18 protein-coding genes are annotated in these 18,676 nt (G+C 65.6%); 3 read left to right on the top strand and 15 right to left on the bottom strand.

Annotated features, from left to right (window positions below; genetic code table 11):
• The first annotated feature begins 35 nt into the window (after positions 1–35).
• Entirely contained in the window at positions 36–2,123 is a 2,088-nt protein-coding gene (locus CK220_RS01820; RefSeq protein ID WP_095810254.1) for a phosphatidylserine/phosphatidylglycerophosphate/cardiolipin synthase family protein, read from the top strand.
• Position 2,124: 1 nt separating this feature from the next.
• Here the strand turns inward: CK220_RS01820 and CK220_RS01815 are convergent, their stop codons facing one another.
• From CK220_RS01815 to CK220_RS01795, 5 genes are all read right to left on the bottom strand, one after another.
• Entirely contained in the window at positions 2,125–3,384 is a 1,260-nt protein-coding gene (locus CK220_RS01815) for a D-amino acid dehydrogenase (RefSeq protein WP_095809909.1), read from the bottom strand.
• A 20-nt stretch (positions 3,385–3,404) separates the two neighbouring features.
• Complete coding sequence (locus CK220_RS01810; protein ID WP_095809908.1) at positions 3,405–3,935, bottom strand: nucleoside-diphosphate kinase; 531 nt, start codon at positions 3,933–3,935, stop codon at positions 3,405–3,407.
• On the bottom strand, positions 3,932–4,351 hold the full coding sequence (rnk, locus tag CK220_RS01805; protein ID WP_095810253.1) for a nucleoside diphosphate kinase regulator: 420 nt from the start codon (positions 4,349–4,351) through the stop codon (positions 3,932–3,934). Before rnk ends, CK220_RS01810 begins: the two co-directional genes overlap by 4 nt.
• 271 nt (positions 4,352–4,622) lie before the next feature.
• Positions 4,623–5,774 carry an alanine racemase gene (gene alr, locus CK220_RS01800; protein WP_095809907.1) on the bottom strand — a complete coding sequence of 384 codons (1,152 nt, stop codon included), beginning with the start codon at positions 5,772–5,774 and terminating at the stop codon, positions 4,623–4,625.
• Between the two features lie 77 nt (positions 5,775–5,851).
• Complete coding sequence (locus CK220_RS01795) at positions 5,852–6,370, bottom strand: RNA pyrophosphohydrolase (RefSeq protein ID WP_095809906.1); 519 nt, start codon at positions 6,368–6,370, stop codon at positions 5,852–5,854.
• A 71-nt stretch (positions 6,371–6,441) separates the two neighbouring features.
• On the opposite strand from CK220_RS01795, the gene CK220_RS01790 reads away from it, so the two are divergent.
• A complete protein-coding gene (locus CK220_RS01790; RefSeq protein ID WP_245428912.1) occupies positions 6,442–6,777 on the top strand; it encodes a hypothetical protein in 336 nt (111 codons plus the stop codon).
• A 25-nt stretch (positions 6,778–6,802) separates the two neighbouring features.
• Here CK220_RS01790 and CK220_RS01785 read toward each other — a convergent pair whose 3' ends face one another.
• From CK220_RS01785 to rsfS, 5 genes are all read right to left on the bottom strand, one after another.
• A complete protein-coding gene (locus CK220_RS01785; protein ID WP_095809904.1) occupies positions 6,803–8,002 on the bottom strand; it encodes a divergent polysaccharide deacetylase family protein in 1,200 nt (399 codons plus the stop codon).
• Between the two features lie 213 nt (positions 8,003–8,215).
• Complete coding sequence (locus CK220_RS01780; protein ID WP_176478963.1) at positions 8,216–9,547, bottom strand: S41 family peptidase; 1,332 nt, start codon at positions 9,545–9,547, stop codon at positions 8,216–8,218.
• Position 9,548: 1 nt separating this feature from the next.
• On the bottom strand, positions 9,549–10,883 hold the full coding sequence (locus tag CK220_RS01775; RefSeq protein ID WP_095809903.1) for a murein hydrolase activator EnvC: 1,335 nt from the start codon (positions 10,881–10,883) through the stop codon (positions 9,549–9,551).
• Positions 10,884–11,030: 147 nt separating this feature from the next.
• The gene (rlmH, locus tag CK220_RS01770) at positions 11,031–11,513 is read right to left on the bottom strand and encodes a 23S rRNA (pseudouridine(1915)-N(3))-methyltransferase RlmH (RefSeq protein ID WP_095809902.1); all 483 of its coding nucleotides are present in this window, start codon (positions 11,511–11,513) and stop codon (positions 11,031–11,033) included.
• 60 nt (positions 11,514–11,573) lie between these two features.
• A complete protein-coding gene (rsfS, locus tag CK220_RS01765) occupies positions 11,574–11,951 on the bottom strand; it encodes a ribosome silencing factor (protein WP_059189846.1) in 378 nt (125 codons plus the stop codon).
• A 241-nt stretch (positions 11,952–12,192) separates the two neighbouring features.
• On the opposite strand from rsfS, the gene CK220_RS01760 reads away from it, so the two are divergent.
• Positions 12,193–13,044: a mechanosensitive ion channel domain-containing protein gene (locus tag CK220_RS01760; RefSeq protein WP_095809901.1), complete on the top strand. Its 852-nt coding sequence runs from the start codon at positions 12,193–12,195 to the stop codon at positions 13,042–13,044.
• Positions 13,045–13,049: 5 nt separating this feature from the next.
• Here the strand turns inward: CK220_RS01760 and CK220_RS01755 are convergent, their stop codons facing one another.
• From CK220_RS01755 to obgE, 5 genes are all read right to left on the bottom strand, one after another.
• Complete coding sequence (locus CK220_RS01755; protein WP_095809900.1) at positions 13,050–14,336, bottom strand: MFS transporter; 1,287 nt, start codon at positions 14,334–14,336, stop codon at positions 13,050–13,052.
• 81 nt (positions 14,337–14,417) lie between these two features.
• The gene (locus tag CK220_RS01750) at positions 14,418–15,005 is read right to left on the bottom strand and encodes a nicotinate-nucleotide adenylyltransferase (protein WP_095809899.1); all 588 of its coding nucleotides are present in this window, start codon (positions 15,003–15,005) and stop codon (positions 14,418–14,420) included.
• Between the two features lie 74 nt (positions 15,006–15,079).
• Positions 15,080–16,366 carry a glutamate-5-semialdehyde dehydrogenase gene (locus tag CK220_RS01745; RefSeq protein ID WP_095809898.1) on the bottom strand — a complete coding sequence of 429 codons (1,287 nt, stop codon included), beginning with the start codon at positions 16,364–16,366 and terminating at the stop codon, positions 15,080–15,082.
• A gap of 18 nt (positions 16,367–16,384) precedes the next feature.
• The gene (proB, locus tag CK220_RS01740; protein WP_095809897.1) at positions 16,385–17,539 is read right to left on the bottom strand and encodes a glutamate 5-kinase; all 1,155 of its coding nucleotides are present in this window, start codon (positions 17,537–17,539) and stop codon (positions 16,385–16,387) included.
• Positions 17,536–18,573, bottom strand: coding sequence for a GTPase ObgE (gene obgE, locus CK220_RS01735; RefSeq protein ID WP_095809896.1), 1,038 nt, complete (start codon positions 18,571–18,573; stop codon positions 17,536–17,538). Before obgE ends, proB begins: the two co-directional genes overlap by 4 nt.
• Positions 18,574–18,676: the final 103 nt, after the last annotated feature.

Raw genomic sequence — 18,676 nt, 5'->3', positions numbered from 1 at the left:
GCCTGGCGCTGACCGCGCTCGCCGGTTGCGCCGGCATGCCGGGCCGTTCCGCCTGCGCCTTCTTTCCGGCAGACGAGGCCTGCGCGCGTCCGCCCATCTCGGCGGATCGAAGCGGCGCCGAAGTCGCCACCGCCCGCTACTTCGCCGACAATGGCAATGCCGCCTATGACAGGCGGTTCGAGGCGTTGCTTGCGCAAAACCGTATCGATGCGCTCGACCGCACCAACGGCACCGGCCGCTTCGGCCGCGACTGGCGCGACGTCCATAACGATCGTTTCCGGGCGACCTACCGAGCGCTGCAACAGCTGGCGAAGCCGCTCGACAGCACGGTGATGCCACCGGGCCGGGCCAAGCCGGGCGAGGGCCATTTCACCGGACGGTGGCGCATGTCGCGCCAGACGCTCTATCTCGACGCCGCCGCCAGGCCGTCCGCGCCGAAGACCTTCAGCTTCTCCGGTTTGCAGGCGCGCTCGGTCGAGATCGTGCTCCGCCAGGCCGGCCGGCAGCCGGTCGTGATCGGCGGCAGCTGCGACGGACCGCTGGCGATGCGCGTCTCAGGCCGGTCGCGCACAATTGCCAAAGGTGCTGCGTTTCATCTCAGTCTGCCGGCCGAGACATCCGACAGCCTGTTTCCGAGCGGAACGCTCACCCGCTGCGACCTCACCGTCAGCTCCAGCCTCGCGTCGGCCGGGGCGAAGCTGACCATCCTGCGCGAGGAGGCTGCCGACCCATGGATCGCAGCGCTCGACAGCCGCTACGATCGCTGCCCGGTGCCCGATCCGGCCGGGCTCGAAGCGCTCGACCGCGCCTTCTATGCCGGCCGCTGGCTGTCGCAGACCTGCGCGCTGCCGCTCGGGTCGCCGACCCTGCTGCGCAAATCGCGCGACGGCTTCAACGCCAAGGTCGAGGCGCTGCTCGGCAAGACGCTGGCCGACAACGCCTTCGACAAGGCCGATCCCGAACTGCCGCTCGATTTCTCCGACGCGCCGAGACTCAAGCTGATCTACCTGTCGTCGCTGGAATTCAAGGCGGACTTCTCCGGCCGCATCATGGAGCGGCTGATCCGCCACCACGCGGCGCTCGGGACCAAGGTACGCATCCTGGTCACCGACGTGCTGGAGCGCGACAAGGACGACGCCCTGCTGCATCGGCTGGCGGCGGAGTTTCCCAATGTCCAATTGCAGGAATATCGCTGGCAGGCCGATCACGGCGCGCCGATCGACGAGCAGCTCTCACAGCTGCACAAGACCCATCACATCAAGATGCTGGCGACCCTGGCCGAGGAGCCCGGCCGCTCGCGCGTCATCATCGGCGGCCGCAACATCCATGACGGCTTCCTGTTTCATAAGCCGGTCGACCTGTCGCGCTACCCTCAGCTGCAGCAATACGGCAAGACCGACGGCTTCTCGCTCAACTACTATTCCAACTGGAGCGACTTCGACATCGAGATCGCCGACCAGGCGGCGGTCGAAACGCTGGCCGCGCATTTCTCGACCGTCTGGCTGCGCGATGCCGACACCAACCTGTCGCGGCCGTTTTCCATTCCGGTTCGTTCCGGCGGTCACCCGCAAGGCGTGGCGCGGCACTTCATTTCCGTGCCCTACGAGGACGGGCATGCACTGGAAAACTACTTCGTCGAACTGATCGACACCGCCGAGCACCGCATCGAGATCGTCAATCCCTATCTCAACCTGACGCCCAGTCTCGCGAGGGCGTTCGATCGGGCGCTGGCTCGCGGCGTCAGGATCGACGTCGTCGGCCGCATCGATCTCAAGGGCGACATAGGCGGCCGCTTCCTCACCGCGCTCAACAAGCTGTTCGTCGAGAAATATGGCGACCGCATCAACATCCGCGAATTCAAGGCGCCCGACGTGGTGCTGCATTCCAAGATCATGATGATCGATCAACGCCTGGTGACGATCTCCTCGGTCAACCTCAACAATCGCAGTTTCTTCCACGACTCGGAAAACGGCATGATGGTGCTCGATCCGGCCTTCTACCGCCGCATGAAGGCGGTCTATGACGACTATCTCGCCCATTCGCAGCCGGTCGCCGCCAATGTCACCATCGGCTGGGCTTACCGGCTGCTGTTCAGCAATGGGTGGGTGAAACAGGCCTTCTAAATCAAGCCTTGATGTAGCGGTCCGGGCTGAGGTCGAGCGCGTTGATCTCCGGCACCCGGTTGGAGACGATGTCGGCAAGCACTTTCGCCGAGCCGCAGGCCATGGTCCAGCCCAGCGTGCCGTGGCCGGTGTTGAGATAGAGGTTGGACAATTCGCTGCGCCCGACCAGCGGCGGCCCGTCCGGCGTCATCGGCCGCAAGCCGCACCAGAAACTCGCCGCCTTGAGGTCGCCGCCGGCCGGAAACAGGTCGCCGACGGAGTGCTCGAGCGTGCGGCGGCGCGATTCATGCAGACGAAGGTCGAAGCCCGAAATCTCCGCGGTGCCGCCGACGCGGATGCGGTCGCCGAGCCTTGTGATCGCCACCTTGTAGGTCTCGTCCATGATGGTCGATACCGGCGCCGCCGCCGGGTCCGTGATCGGCACCGTGATGGAATAGCCCTTGACCGGATAGACGGGGATCGGCCGCTTCATCTTGCGCATGAAGGGAGCCGAATAGCTGCCCAGCGCCATCACATAGGCGTCCGCCGTCCGCCAGCCCTTGTCGGTGCCGACCTGGACGACGCGGTTGCGGTTCCTGACGACGCGCCGGATGCTCGTGCCGTATTCGAACTTGACGCCGCGCGCCACGCAAAGCTCGGCCAGCTTGTCGGTGAACATCTTGCAGTCGCCGGTCTCGTCGCCGGGCAGCCTCAGCCCGCCGACGAATTTTTCCCGCACGCCGGCCAGCGCCGGCTCGGCCGCGATGCAGCCGTCCCGGTCGAGGAGCTCATAGGGAACGCCGTATTTCTTCAGCACCTCGACGTCGCCGCCGGTGCCGTCGAGCTGCTTCTGCCTGCGGAACAGCTGCAGCGTGCCCTTGGCTCGCTCGTCATAGCTGATGCCGATCGTAGCGCGCAGCGCCTTCAGCGTGTCGCGGCTGTACTCGGCCAAGGGCACCATGCGCGACTTGTTGAGCGCATAGCGCTCGGCCGTGCAGTTGCGCAGCATCTTCAAGAGCCATGTCCACATATGCGGATCGAAGGCCGGTCGCACCACCAGCGGTCCGTATTTCATCAACAGCCATTTGACGGCTTTCATGGGGATGCCGGGCCCGGCCCATGGCGAGGCGTAGCCCGGCGACACTTCGCCGGCATTGGCGAAGCTGGTCTCCAGCGCCGGGCCCTGCTGCCGGTCGATCACCGTGACTTCATGGCCGGCCTCGGCAAGGAAGTAGGCGGTGGTGATCCCGATCACACCGCCGCCCAGCACCAGGACTTTCATTCTATGCTCCCTCAAACCGATCATGCCGCCGAAGGGCCCGGATCGTCGCCTTCTGTCTGCCGGATTTTGCCGGCCCCGCCAAGGGGCCAACGGTCCGCTGTGGCGCTGTACACCAGCCTGGGGCCGCGGGGTCGCTGTCCGGCAGTCGGAGTGGCCTGACGCGCGGCGTCGGGCTGGTAGGCCACGTCCTCGAGAAGGATGCGCTCGCCGCTGCCGTCGGGGCGCTTGGCCAAGACCGACTGGCCTGCTCTCATGCCGAGCAGGCAGAGGCCGCGCCAGGTGCCGACCGGCAGGCCGGATCCGACAGGAGCGAAGGCGTCGCCCAGCATCAACGTCCGCGTCTCCGGAGCTCCCTCGTCGACCCGGAAGACTACCCGGCTATTCAGCGTGGCGACGTCGGGCTCGAGCATGCCGACCGGGACGATGCTGCTCTCGGCGAGCTTGCGTTCGAGCATCGGCACGATCGCGTCGGCAAAGCCGCGCCGTCGTATCAGCATCGCTTCGAGAATCGCGAGATCCTTCGTTGTGAGACGATAGATGGTCCTGGTCATGGCGCTCTCCGCGACGCGGATTGCTCGACCGCGTGGATGGTCGCCGAAAGCACTCGGCCGTCGCGGCTTCGCCAGGAGACTGTCCGGCCGGCACGCGCGCCGATAAGCGCCGTTCCGAGCGGCGTCAGCACCGAGATGCGTTTGTCGGCGATGTCGGCCTCGGCGGGATAGACCAGCGTGACGCGCTGAACGCTTCCTTCCCCGTCGTGAAGCGTCACCGTCGTGCCCATCCGCACGACATCCGCTGGCATCGCCGCTTCGGCGGCGATCCGCGCGCGGTCCATCTCGGCGAGCAGGCCCTCGGCCATCTCGGGCGTCCGCTCGAGAAAGGCTCTGGCAAGGCTGCTCAGCCGGTCGTGATCCGCGTCGCTGACGAGGATCGTGTTTCGGGAACGCGATTGGATTGTTGCATTCATGGCAAACCTCCTGGATTGGCGCATCAACGGACCGACGCGCGCTGCCGCCCGCTCAAAGGCGGTGAACAAGAGCCGGCAGCCGCGAAAGGCTGGCTGGCTCGATGACGATGTCAGGAATTCAAATGCCCCGGCTCGGCGGTCGCCAACACGACCGCGCCGGGGCTACGCTCCCGCGATAGGGCAAACCCTGAAAAAGGTTCTGCTATGGGCGAGGTTGCTCATGCCTCGACCCTTGCCGAGATGCGCTGGCTTGTCAAGCAAGCCGCCCCTTTCACCCTCCGATGTAGCGGCGGTGAAAGCGCGCACCCAGGCTTGTCAGCACCTCGTAACCGATGGTGCCGGCATGCGCGGCCGCATCGTCGAGGCTTTGCGACGGGCCGATGAGCTCGACGAGGTCGCCCTCGCCAAGCCGGCCAGCCTCAAGTGCTGAAATGTCGAGGATGATGGAATCCATCGATACCCGCCCGACGAAAGGCAGCCGCACGCCCTCGAACCAGGCGGCCGAGGTCGCGCGCCGGTGCCAGCCATCGCCATAGCCGAGCGAGATTGTCGCCAGCCTGAGCGGTCCGCGCGCATGACGGGTGTGGCCGTAGCCGATGCCGGCGCCGTCCTCGACACTGCGCGTCTGCGCCACCTTCGCCTGCAGCCGCACCACCGGCAGCATCGGGTTGGCCTCGCCCGGCGTTGGGTTGATGCCGTAGAGCGCGGCGCCCGGCCGCGCGAGATCGTAGTGGCAAGCCGATCCGAGAAAGATACCGGACGAATTGGCGAGCGACGCCGGCGCCTTGGGCAGCATCCCGCGCAGCCGCTCGAACGCCAGTCGCTGCGCTTCGTTGGCGGGGTTGAATGGCTCGTCGGCGCAGGCGAGATGGCTCATCACCAAGCGGATGTCGAGGCCGTCGAAAGCACCCGCCGCGAGCGCCTCGACGTCAGCCGGCGACATGCCGAGCCGTGACATGCCGCTGTCGACCTGAACAGCGGCCGGCAGCTTTCGACCGGCGGCAAGCGCCGCTTCACGCCACGCTCTCAACTGAGCGGTGCTGTTGATGACAGGATGAAGCCCCGCCGCGAGCCCTTCCGGCTCGGAGCCCGGCGGCAGGCCGTTGAGGACAAAGATGTCATGTCCAGCTCCAAGCGCCTTGCGCAGCGCGATGCCCTCGCCGAGCAGCGCGACGAAGAAGATCTCGCAGCCTTCCTTCATCAGCGCCGATGCCACCTGCGCCGCGCCCAGGCCATAGCCGTCGGCCTTGAGCACGCCGGCGCAGCGCACGTCCCGCAATCGCGCCTTCAGCCGCCGATAATTCTCGCGGATGGCGCCAAGATCGATGGTCAGGATCGCGCCGGCCGCCACTTCGCTGACCGTCGCATCGTAGGCGCCGCCAGGAGCCTGAAAACCGTGCCCGCGTCCGGTGTCGTCATTCATGGCGACCCCCTCGTTACATCAAAGCAATCATTAGGACGCCGATGCCGGGACGGCAACGTGGCAAGTTCGGTCTGTCTCTAGCCGGCGAGATGCTGGAACGCGGCCACCACCTGCTCGTAGACCTGACGCTTGAACGGCACGATCAGGTCGGGCAGCTCCCGCATCGGCCGCCACGCCCATTGATCGAACTCTGCCTTGTGGCCGCCCGGCGGCGGATTGATCTCAATCTCTCGCTCATCGCCCTCGAAGCGATAGGCGAACCATTTCTGTGTTTGGCCGCGATAGCGCCCCTTGAAGGCGACGCCGACCAGATGCGGCGGCAGGTCGTAGTTGATCCAGTGCGGCGCTTCGGCAAGCAGCGACACACTGCGCATGCCGGTCTCCTCGTAAAGCTCCCGCTCCGCCGCCGGGAGCGGCTCCTCGCCCTCGTCGATGCCGCCCTGCGGCATCTGCCAGAGTTTCGTGGTGCCGGAGAATTCGCTATCGGGCTCGGCGATGCGATGCCCGACCCAGACCAGCCCGGCCGGGTTGAGGATCATCAGCCCGACGCAAGGGCGATAGGGCAGCGTTTCTGGATCGATCATTTTCTTGGGCATCAGTCAGAGGTTCCAGCGTGTTGAGAATTCGCTCCCGCGTTCCGTTGCCGTCATTGCGGTCGAATGTCAAAATGCATCCTATGAGAAACATCCAAATCATCGACGGCGCTCTGAACGCTACCTTCAGCATATTCCAGGCGACAGAGGAGGAGTTCGCCGCCATCTTCCCCGACGGACAAGATATGGAATTGGCGGAAGACCTTTTCGAACGGCTAGGCGACGAGGAGGCTGGCCGCGTGCTGGCCCAGCTTTGGAACCGTCCTATCCTTAAGCGCGATGCGCTCGGAATCCATGGGACGCTGTTCTACAATAATGAACGTCGACAAATCCCGCGATCTAAGCGCGAGGTCGATTGGGATAGTGCGCTCAACGAAGCCCAGAGAAACCTCTTCTCTCGCCATCGCTGAATCGTCAAAAGCCGATTTGTCTGCGTTAGCCTTTTTGCGGATCGATCGCCACCGCCGAAATCGGCACGATCTCGATGCCTCGCTTCTTTGCTTCCGCCACCCAGGACGTCACCGTGTCGACGGTGATGTCGAAGGCCGAGCCGATGCCGACGGCGCTGCCCTTGGCGCGCGCCGTTGCCTCGAGGCTGTCCAGCTTCTTGAGGATTTCGCCGCGGTCCTGCACCGTGTCGATCGCCATGTCGCCGGCGACGAAGGGGACGCCATCCTTCAGCGCGAGGTCGGGCGCCAGGCTCCGCGCGGACGAGCCGTCGTCGACATAGGCAAGGCCGCGCTTGCCGAGCTCGGCCATGAACGGTCCCATCGCGTTTGCATCGGCCGAGAAGCGCGCGCCCATATAGTTCATGACGCCGGTATAGTTGGTCGTCCTCGACAGCGCCCAGCGCAGGCTCTTCAGGTTCTCGTCAGGACTCGCAGCGACCGTCAGCGTGTTGCGCCCCGGATTGACGCTCGGATAGTCGAACGGCTCGAGCGGTATCTGCATGACGATCTCATGTCCGCTCTGGCGTGCCGCCTTCATCCAGCGGTCGATGCTGTTGCCCTGCGGGGCGAAAGCCAGCGTCACCTCGGCCGGCAGTTTGGCGATCGCAGCCTGCGTGCCGGTCTGGGAGACGGCTAGCCCGCCGATGACGATAGCCACGCGTGCGCCGCGCGCCCCGGACCAGGGCCGCGCATAGACGTCGAACGGTCGTCGGCCATCGGCGGAGCGCACCGGCAGCGGACCGCTGTCGCTCGCCTCGATCAGCGCCCTGTCGGGAATATGCGCGACCTTGAGATTCTGGCCTAGCGTCGAGGGATCGCGGATGACGATACCGGCCTTCGGCGGGCCATCGCCCTCTTCAGACTGGACATGGATGATTTGCGGACCGCCGCTCTTCATCGGCGTGCTCGCATTGGGCTTCGTCGCCGCCACCTCGGCCGGTGCCGGCGTCGGCGCCGGTGCCGGCGCGGGGCTTGGCGCCACGACTACCTTCGGCGTCGAAACCGCCGTCTCTTGCGGCTTGCGGAAAGGTTTTTCACGCAACGCGATCGCACCGGAAATGCCGACCACGGCGAGGATGGCGACCGCCGCGCCAAGCGTGCCGGCGCCGAGGTTGCGCGAGGCAGGGCGCTGAGGCCGGAGCGTCTGTCCGAGCGAGCGTTCGATGTCCTTGCCGATGTCAGCCAAGCCGCATCCCCAGGCCCGTGACGCGGCTGATCGGATCAGCGCAGCTGATCGAACCGTCAGCGCTCACGCGCAAATTCAAAACCTTAGGCGCTGCAGCGCGCCGTTGCCGAACCAACCTGTCCCCGAATCAAACTGCCGGAACCTCGCGGTCCCGGCAGCATTGCATCGCTTCGGTCGGCCGGCCAGAGCGATCTGCCCCGGCCGTCCACGTCTTTACTGGTTCAGCACGGCCTTGTCCGGGTTCGGCGGGAAGGCCGGATCGGTCTTTTGGCCGCGCAGCAGCTGTTCGGCATAGATCAGCTGCAGGTCGTCCTTCGGCTCCGGCGGCACATAGGCGGCCGAGCCCGAGCCGGTCGAGCTCTCGTCGGCGCCCTTGATGTGGCCCTTGAGGTCCGATTCGCCGCGGGTCAGGTCCCTGCCCTGCAGGTCCGCCGGCAGCGGCTGCTCGACCTTGATGTCGGGCGTGATGCCCTTGCCCTGGATCGACTTGCCCGACGGCGTGTAATAGAGCGCCGTGGTGAGCCTGAGCGCGCCGTTCTCGCCGAGCGGAATGATGGTCTGCACCGAGCCCTTGCCGAAGGACTGCGTGCCGACAACGGTGGCGCGGCGCAGATCCTGCAGCGCGCCGGCGACGATCTCGGACGCGCTTGCCGAGCCGCCATTGACCAGCACGATCAGCGGCTTGCCGCCGATATCGTCGTTCTGCTTCGGCTTGGCGTCGAAGCGGGTGACGTCCTTCGGATCGCGGCCGCGGGTCGAGACGATCTCGCCGCGCTTGAGGAAGGCGTCCGACACGCTCACCGCCTGGTCGAGCAGGCCGCCCGGATTGAGGCGCAGGTCGAGCACATAGCCCTTCAGCTTGTCGTTGGGCACCTGCTTCTTGATGTTCTCGATCGCGTTCTCGAGATCGTCATAGGTCTTCTCGGTGAAGGAGGTGATCTTCATGTAGCCGATGTCGTTCTCCACCCGGTACTTCACCGCCTTGACCTTGATGATGTCGCGCACGACCGTCAGCTCGATCGGCTTGTCGGCGCCCTGGCGCAGGATGGTGAGCTTGATCGGCGTGTTGACCGGGCCGCGCATCTTCTCGACCGCGTCGTTGAGGGTGAGCCCGCGCACCTCCTCGCCGTCGATCTTGGCGATATAGTCGCCGGCAAGCACGCCCGCCTTGGCGGCCGGCGTGTCGTCGATCGGCGTGATCACCTTGACCAGGTCGTTCTCCATGGTGACCTCGATGCCGAGGCCGCCGAACTCGCCCTTGGTCTGTACGCGCATATCCTGCGCCTGCTCGGCATTCATGTAGGAGGAGTGCGGGTCGAGCGAAGCCAGCATGCCGTTGATGGCGTTCTCGACCAGCGACTTGTCGTCCGGGGGCGTCACATATTGCGCGCGCACCCGTTCGAAGATGTCGCCGAAGATCGCCAGCTGCTTGTAGGTCTCCGAACCCGCAGCATTCGCCGCCGAGCCGGGTGCGCCGTAGACCAGGCTCATTGCCGATGCGCCCATCAGCGCGCCGGCAAACAGAAGCGACAATTTCCGCATCATTTCACGTCCTTCCAGAAAATCGGTCCGCCCACCAGGGGTTCGGATCGACGGGTTTTCCATCCTTGCGGAACTCAACATAGAGTTCCGGCGTCGCATTTCCATTCTGCGAGGCCGAGGTGCTTGCCACCCGGGCCTCTCCCATCGCGCCGATCGGCTCTCCTGCGAGCACCGACTGTCCGGTCGCGACGCTGATTCTGCTCATCCCCGCCAGGACGACATGATACCCATCGCCCGCATTGAGGATCAAGAGTTGACCATAGGAGCGAAACGGCCCCGCATAAAGCACGTTTCCATCCGCCGGCGCGGTGACGATGGCCCCCGATTGTGTCGCAACCATGTCTCCCTGCATCATTGCGCCATTGCCGTCGTCGGCCCCGAAGCGCCGTTTGATCTTGCCGATGACCGGCAGCGCGATCTGGCCCTGGAGCGCCGCGAACGGGGCGGAAGCGGTCAAACGATTGCCCTCCGGCACCGGCGGCGCGGCGGGTTCGGCCGTGGATGCCGTCGTATCGGCATCCGCCGATTTCCGATCGGCCGCCTTGGCCTGCTCGGCCGCCTTGCGCGCCTTGTCGGCCTCGAGCGAGGCAATGAGGTCCTTGAGGCTGCTGGCCTTGTCCGCCAGCTGCTGCGAGCGCTGCCGCTCGGCTGCCAAGGCCGCTTCGGTATCGGCCTGCAGCTTCTGTTTGGCCTCGAGCAGCATGGTCAGCCGTTTCTTTTCCGCCGTCTGCTCGGTGACGGCAGCGGTAAGCCGCCCTCGTTCGGCCTCGATCGAGGCCGTCACCCGGGTCTGTTCCTTGAGATCGGCGAGCAGCCTGTCGGTCTGTTGGCGCAATTCCGGCACCACGGCGCCCAGCAGGATGGCGCTGCGCACCGAGGACAACGCGTCCTCAGGCTTGACCAGGATCGCCGGCGGCGGATTGAGCCCCATGCGCTGCAGCGCGCCGAGCACCTCGGCGAGCACGTCGCGCCGCGCCACCAGCGAAGCGTGCAGCTTTTCTTCCTCGGCCTTCAGCCCTTCCAGCTTGGCGCCGATGTCCTCGATGTCCTGGCCGAGCTTCTGCTCGGTCATCGCCGACTGGATCAGCGCCGCGCTGATCGAAGCATGGTCTTTCTTGACCGTCGCGACGTCGGCGGCAAGCTTGGCCAGCCGCTCGGAGGACAAGGTGATTTCCTTGGAGACCTGCTCGTATTCGACCCGGCTCTTGTCGGGGTCCGGCGCGACATCGAGCGTGTTCTCCGCGGCCATGGCCGGCCCGAGCGCGATCAGCGCGGCGACAAGTGTCAAGCCGCAGCGGCTGCGCCAGGCGCGCGTTCTCGAATTCCAGCCTTCAGACATCAGGCCTCGACTCTATCCGCCGCTTCGTTAACGAACCATCAACCATGTTGGAGCACCCGCAACAACCGTGATGTCGGGTCATTGAGGCGGAAATCCGTGCAAGCGGACGTGATCCCCAGCTTTCGGGGTCATAGCGCGAACGATGACTCACGAGCGATGATAGGGATGCCCGGACAGGATGGTGGCGATGCGATAGAGCTGTTCGCCGAGCATGACGCGCACCAGCTGATGCGGCCAGGTCAGCGCTCCGAACGAGAGCACCAGATCGGCCTCTTCGCGCAAGGATTTGTGATGGCCGTCCGCGCCGCCGATCGCGATGACCAGCGCCTTGCGGCCGCTGTCGCGCAACTGGCCGATGCGTGCCGCCAGGTCCTCCGATGACAGCGCCTTGCCGCGTTCGTCGAGCAGGAACAGCACGGTGCCTTGCTGCAGTTGACCCTGCAGCTTCTGGCTCTCCTCGCGGCGACGTTCGTCGGCGCTCTGGCCGCGGCTCTCGGGGGTCTCGACAATGCCGGCAAATTCCAGTCCGACCGGGTGCCCGCTCTTGGCGAAGCGCTCGAAATAGCGGTCGGCCAGTTCTCTCTCGGGGCCGGTCTTCATCCGGCCCACGGCATGAACGGTGATCTTCATCCTCGCCTCGGCGAGCCTCGATCGGCGCCGGACCGGAACGGTCACGGCACGCGATATGGCTCAGTGCAAGGTCTCTTCCTCGAGATCCGGCGCCTGCCACATCTTTTCGAGATTGTAGAATTCGCGGACTTCGGGACGGAAGACATGGACGATGATGTCGCCGGAATCGATCAGGACCCAGTCGGCGCTGGCCAGCCCTTCGACGCGCGCCATGCCGAGACCGGCATCCTTGAGCGCCTTGAGGAGATGATCGGCGACAGCCGAGACATGGCGGTGCGATCGGCCCGATGCGACGACCATATAGTCGCCGAGGCTCGATTTTCCCTGGATGTCGATTGAGACGATGTTTTCGGCCTTGGAGTCTTCCAGACTGGCAAGGACTGTCTTGATGGCGAGGGAGGCAGCATCGCTTCCGCTGATCCCGGCCGGCGAAGGCACGATATCGGCCTTCTTCCGCAGTGCTGTTCTCAGTGTGTTTCCTTTCCCAATAAGAACAACCAAATCACCCGGCAAATCAGGTGACCCTGCTTAGATAGGCAGAGTTCCATTGCAGTTTCAAGACGGGCGCACGCTCAGGCCAGCCGTCTGTCGGTCGCGACAGGCTCTCGGAAGCTGAAAAGAGCGGAACCCCTGCGCGCCGCACGGGTTATCGGCACACCGGACAAGGGGATTCCCAACCATGCCAATCGACCCGCAGAGCGCCCTCATCACGATTCAGGCCGGGCTTGCGCAGCTCAGCTCGCTGATAGTCTCCTATTCCTTCTCGGCAATCGGCGCCGTGATCCTTCTGGTTGTCGGCTACCTCGTTGCCGGCCTTGCCGAGCGATCGATCTATGCCGGGCTCGGTCATATTCACGGCTTTGACGAGACGCTACGCCACTTCTTCTCCCAGGTCGTCCGCTACGCCATCCTGATCCTGGTCGTTATCATGGTGCTCGGCCAGTTTGGCGTGCAGACGGCTTCGATCATCGCCGCCATCGGCGCTGCCGGTCTGGCGATCGGCCTTGCACTGCAAGGCACGCTGCAGAACATCGCCGCCGGCATCATGCTGCTTGCGCTGAGACCCTTCCGCATCGGCGAATATGTGGAGGTCGGCGCGATCGCCGGCACGATCGAGGAGATCGGCCTGTTCGCGACCAAGCTGCGCACTGTCGAAGGCATCTACATCCTGGCGCCCAACCAGACGCTGTGGAATCAGCCGGTGCGCAACTTCACCCGCAACGGCGTCAGGCGCACCGATATCAGCTTGAGCATCGGTTCATGGAACGACATCGATCGCGGGCAGAAGACGCTGCTTGCCATCGCCAGTGCCGAGAAGCGCATCCGGCGCGAGCCGGCGCCGATCGCCTTCATCGCAGGGCTTGGCGAGAGCACGGTTGCACTGACCCTGCGCTACTGGACTTCGGCGGCCGACTATTTCGCCACCCAGATCGACATGACCAAGCGCGCCAAGCAGGCCTTCGACAACGAGGGCATTTCAATCCCCCTGCCGCCGCCCGAGGTACCGTCCCCGGAAGTCCGCAGGCAATAATCTCGTCAGTCCTTGGCCGGCTGTGTCGGCTCCTCCGGCGCGAAGGCAAGCTCCACCGGCAAGGGTGTCTGCGCCGACATCGGCGCGAAGCTGCCGGTTGCGGCAGCGGGCATTGGTCGCGCCGCAAACACCCGCCACAGCACGAACAGGCAGAACGCGGAAGCGATGACGATGCCGACATAGATGAAGGTGTCGGTGCCGAAGACGGCGGAAAGCGCCGTCACCATGCCGGGGACGATGAAGCCGGACAGCGACCAGGCAAAGAGCAGCGAGCTCGACAGCGCCAGCAGCTCTTCCTTCCTGGCGCGGTCGGCGGCGTGGGCGCTGGACAGCGAATAGATCGATTCCGATGCGCCGTCCCAGATCAGATAGATCACCACCAGCGCCATCAGAGCCCCGCCGTCGAAGGCGATGGCGAACAGGCTCGCCGCCACCGCCAGCGCCGCCGCGCCCGCCAGCACATAGCGCCGGTCGGTACGGTCCGAGAGCCAGCCGAGCGGTATCTGCAGGATCAGCGTGCCGACCGGCATCGCCGACAAGAGCAGCGCCACATCTGCCTGGCTGTAACCCTTGGCGGTGGCATGGATCGGCGCGAAACCGGAAATGATCATCGACAGGCCGCCCACCGCCAGCATCCCAACGACGCCGACTGGCGAGATCCGCCACGCTTGGCCGAGCGCCACCGAAGCGGCCTGCGGCGCAGGCGGCTGGGCAAGCCGCGTCATGCCCACCGGCAGGATGGACAGCGCGGTGAAGGCGATGCCGATCAGCGGCGCCGCCGCCGTCTGGATGTCGATCGCGGCGAGCGTCGCATAACCGACGCCCAATCCGGCGATATAGGAGACGTAGAACACGGCCATCACCCGGCCGCGTATGGCGTTCGGCAGCGCATCGTTGAGCCAGCTCTGCGCGACGATGAAGAGGCCGCATATGGCGAAGCCGTAGAGCGCCCGTGCTGCGATCCACAGCAGCGGCATCGGTCCGGCGCCGATCGCGACGTTGGAGAGGGCGATCAGCGCCGAAAGCACCATGAACGCCCGGGCATGGCCGACCCGGCGCACCAACGGTCCGGTCAGGATGCAGCCGGCAAGCCCGCCGGCCGAAAGGCCGGTGACGATCAGTCCGGCCCAGGTCGGATCGAAACCGTCGGCGCCGAGCCGCACGGGAATGAACGCGAACATCAGCCCATTGCCGATGGCGATCAGCGCCATCGACACGATGACGCTGGCAATGGCAATCAGTGGCGCCGATTGCGCGCCCGGATCGGTCTTGGTGCGGCTCTTCTCCAGCATGCCTTGTCAGCATCGCTTACCGGACGGCAAAAGGCCGCCGTAAAAGCGACATCGCGGGGCCCTTGTGGGAGAAGGAAGGCCTCAGCCCTTCGCAGCGTTGCGGATCGCCGTCGAGGAAAGCGACGAGCGCGGGCCATGGATGAAGGTCCAGGCAGGCGCCCGCATGCGGGCAAGCAGCGGCGCGTCGCCTTCGTCGACGCGGGCGTAGTCGAAGGTCTTGGCGACGACCGAGGACAGGAAGGAGAGCGTGGCGCCCGGCCGGTCGATGACCGCGATCGGGAAGGTCAGCACGATCTCGCGCCAGCGCTGCCAGCGATGGAAGTCGCGTAACGAATCCGCGCCCATGATCCAGACGAAGTCGACGCCCGGATTGCGCGCCTTGACCAGCGCCAGCGTGTCGGCGGTGTAACGGACATGCTGCGCCGCCTCGAAGGCAGTGACCTTGATTTTCGGATTCCTGGCGATCTTTTCGGACAGTACGACGCGCTCGGCGAGCGGCGCCAGCTCGCGCGCGCTTTTCAGGGGATTGCCGGGCGTCACGATCCACCAGAGCTGGTCGAGGGCCAGCCTTCTCAGCGCAATCTCGGCGACCAGCGCGTGGCCGGCATGCGGCGGGTTGAACGAGCCGCCGAACAGGCCGACCGCCAGCCCTTTGCCAGCGTGGGGCATACGAAGGTACGAGGCGGGGACGAGTTGCTCAGGCTGGGAAAGCATGGTGCTTCAGGCCCTTTGGGCAAGCAGCATCAAGGCCTCACCTGTCCCGACCCGCGCACGCGATACTTGAACGAGGTCAGTTGCTCGACGCCAACCGGTCCGCGCGCATGCATCTTGCCGGTGGCGATGCCGATCTCGGCGCCCATGCCGAACTCGCCGCCGTCGGCGAACTGGGTCGAGGCATTGTGCAGCAGGATCGCCGAGTCGACCTCGTTGAAGAATTTTTCGACCGCTTGCGGATCCTCGGCGACGATCGCCTCGGTGTGATGCGAGGAGAAGGTCTCGATATGCTCGATCGCGCCGGCGACGCCGTCGACCAGTTTCACCGCGATGATGGCATCGAGATATTCCGTCACCCAGTCGGCGTCGGTCGCCGGGCTGGCGTCGGAAAAGGCCTGCATGACTTCGGTATCGGCATGGATCTCGCAGCCGGCCGCGTGGAGCGCTTCGAGGATCGGCACCAGATGCGTGGAAGCCACCGCACGGTCGACCAGCAGCGTCTCGGCCGCGCCGCAGACCCCGGTGCGCCGCATCTTGGCGTTGACGGCGATCTTCACCGTCATGTCGAGCTTCGCTGAGCGATCGACATAGAGGTGGCAGAGGCCTTCGAGATGGGCAAAGACCGGCACGCGCGCCTCGGTCTGCACGCGCCCGACCAGGCTCTTTCCGCCGCGCGGGATGATGACGTCGAGATTGCCGCTTAGGCCTTTGAGCATCTCGCCGACCGCGGCGCGATCGGTGGTCGGCACCAGCTGGATGGCGTCCTCAGGCAGGCCGGCTGCCTTCAGCCCTTCGACCATGCAGGCATGGATAGCCGAAGACGAATTGATCGAATCCGAGCCGCCGCGCAGGATCACCGGATTGCCGGCTTTCAGGCAGAGCGCGCCGGCATCGGCCGTCACGTTCGGGCGGCTTTCATAGATGACGCCGATGACGCCGAGCGGCGTGCGCACGCGCTCGATATGAAGGCCGTTCGGCCGGTCCCATTCGGCGATCACGTCGCCGACCGGATCCTTGAGCGCGGCGATCTCGCGAATGCCGTCGGCCATGGCCTTGATGCGCGACGGCGTCAGCTTCAGCCGGTCTATGAAGGAGCCGGACAGCCCGGCTTCCTCGCCATTCGACATGTCGATGGCGTTGGCCTCGAGGATCGCCTGCTCGTTGTGAAGAATGGCGTCGGCCATGGCGGCCAAGGCGTTGTTCTTGGCGTTGGTCGAAGCGACGGCCAACGGTCGGGCAGCGGCGCGGGCGCGGCGGCCGATATCGGCCATCAGCGCCACCGTGTCCTCCCCGGATTTGTCATGCAGCTTCAGCATGGTTCATCCTCCGCTGGGTCATTCGTCGGCCAAAACTTGGTCGGCCAATACTTGATCACTGGATTGGCTTACCACAAGGTCGTCGCGATGGATCATCGCGGAGCGCGCCTCGTAGCCGAGCACGTTTTCGATCTCGGCCGTCTTCAAACCCGCGATCCTTACGGCATCGGCGGCGTCATAGGCAACCAGCCCGCGCGCGATCTCGCGGCCCTCGGGCGACAGGATCGCCACCGTGTCGCCGCGAGCAAAATTGCCGCTGACGAGTTTCACCCCGGCCGGCAACAACGACTTGCCCGACTTCAGCGCGCCGATGGCGCCGGCGTCGACGGTGAGCCGCCCTGCCGGTTCCAACTGCCCGGCGATCCAGGTTTTATAGCCTTTCACCGGATTGGCGCTCGGCTTGAAGAAAGTCGCGCGCTCGCCGCGCTCGATCGCCATCAGCGGAGACAACCTGGTGCCGGCGGTGATGATCATCGCCGTGCCGGCGGCGGTGGCGATCTTGCCGGCGTCGAGCTTGGTGCGCATGCCGCCGCGCGACAGCTCTGAGGCCGCCGCTCCAGCCATCGCCTCGATGTCCGGCGTAATGCGGTCGACCACCGGGATGAATTTTGCTCCCGGATCCTTGGCCGGCGGCGCCGTGTAGAGCCCGTCGATATCGGAGAGCAGCACCAGGAGATCGGCGCCCATCATCGTCGCCACCCGCGCCGCCAGGCGATCATTGTCGCCATAGCGGATTTCGGAGGTCGCCACCGTGTCGTTCTCGTTGATGACCGGCACCGCCTTCATCTTGAGCAGCGTTGAGATCGTGGCGCGGGCGTTAAGGTAGCGGCGGCGCTCCTCGGTATCGCCGAGGGTCAAAAGAATCTGCCCCGATTTGAGCCCGTCCTTGCCGAGCGCATCCGACCAGGCGCCCGCAAGCGCGATCTGGCCGACCGCGGCGGCGGCCTGGCTCTCCTCCAGCTTCAGCGCGCGCTTGCCGAGCCCGAGAATGGTGCGGCCGAGCGCGATGGCGCCCGAGGAGACGACCAGCACCTCCGCGCCGGCATTGGCGAGCACCGCGATGTCCTCGGCCAAAGAGGTCAGCCAATCGCGCTTCAAGCCGGTCGCGCGGTCGACGAGCAGCGCCGAGCCGATCTTCACGGTGATGCGCCGGTATGATTTCAGCGATCTCATGGGTTTTGCCGCCAGCGCGTATCGACAGGGCCGGGCACGGCATCGCGCGCCTCGGCGACCACCGCCATCAGCGCGCGCAGCACAGCCTCGACGCCTTCGCCGGTGACGGCCGACAACAGTATCGGCGCGCGGCCGGCGGCGCGCTTCAGGGACGCGGCTTTCTTCTTGCGGGCGTCCGCGTCGAGGATGTCCGCCTGGCTGAGCGCGACGATCTCAGGCTTGTCGGCCAGCCCATGACCATAGGCTTCGAGCTCGCCGCGCACGGTCTTGTAGGCCTTGCCGGGATTTTCCTCCTGCGCCGAGACGAGATGGAGCAGGACGCGCGTGCGCTCGACATGGCCGAGGAAGCGGTCGCCGATGCCGACGCCCTCATGTGCGCCCTCGATCAGGCCGGGGATGTCGGCCAGCACGAATTCGCGGCCGTCGATGCGGGCGACGCCGAGACCGGGATAAAGCGTGGTGAACGGATAGTCGGCAATCTTCGGCTTGGCGGCGGTGACAGCCGCCAGGAAGGTCGACTTGCCGGCGTTGGGCAGGCCGACAAGGCCGGCATCGGCGATCAGCTTGAGCCGCAGCCAGATGCTCAACTCCTCGCCCGGCTGTCCGGGATTGGCGCGGCGCGGCGCCTGGTTGGTCGAGGTCTTGAAATGCTGGTTGCCGAAGCCGCCATTGCCGCCCTTGGCGAGCAGGAAGCGCTGGCCGACCACGGTCAGGTCGCAGATCAGCGTCTCATTGTCCTCGGCGAAGACCTGGGTGCCGGCCGGCACTTTCAGCGTGATGTCGGCGCCCTTGCCGCCGGTCATGTTGCGGCCCATGCCGTGCATGCCGGTCTTCGCCTTGAAATGCTGCTGATAGCGGTAGTCGATCAGCGTGTTCAGCCCGTCGACCGCTTCCGCCCAGACATCGCCGCCGCGGCCGCCGTCGCCGCCGTCCGGACCGCCGAACTCGATGAATTTCTCGCGCCGGAACGACACCGAGCCGGCGCCGCCGTCGCCGGAGCGAATGTAAACCTTTGCCTGGTCGAGGAATTTCATCGGATGTTCAGGTTTCTGCTATTGCGCTTGCGGGATTGCTCTAAACCAAGGCGGAGCCAAGGGCGAGGCCCGTTTGCAACTAAAGCGCCGGATGTACTTTAGC

The organism is Mesorhizobium sp. WSM3860 (assembly GCF_002294995.1).
In the GTDB taxonomy this organism is placed as follows: Bacteria; Pseudomonadota; Alphaproteobacteria; order Rhizobiales; family Rhizobiaceae; genus Mesorhizobium.
Note: the sequence above shows the minus strand (reverse complement) of the source record. Positions and strands in the feature narration are given on the sequence as shown.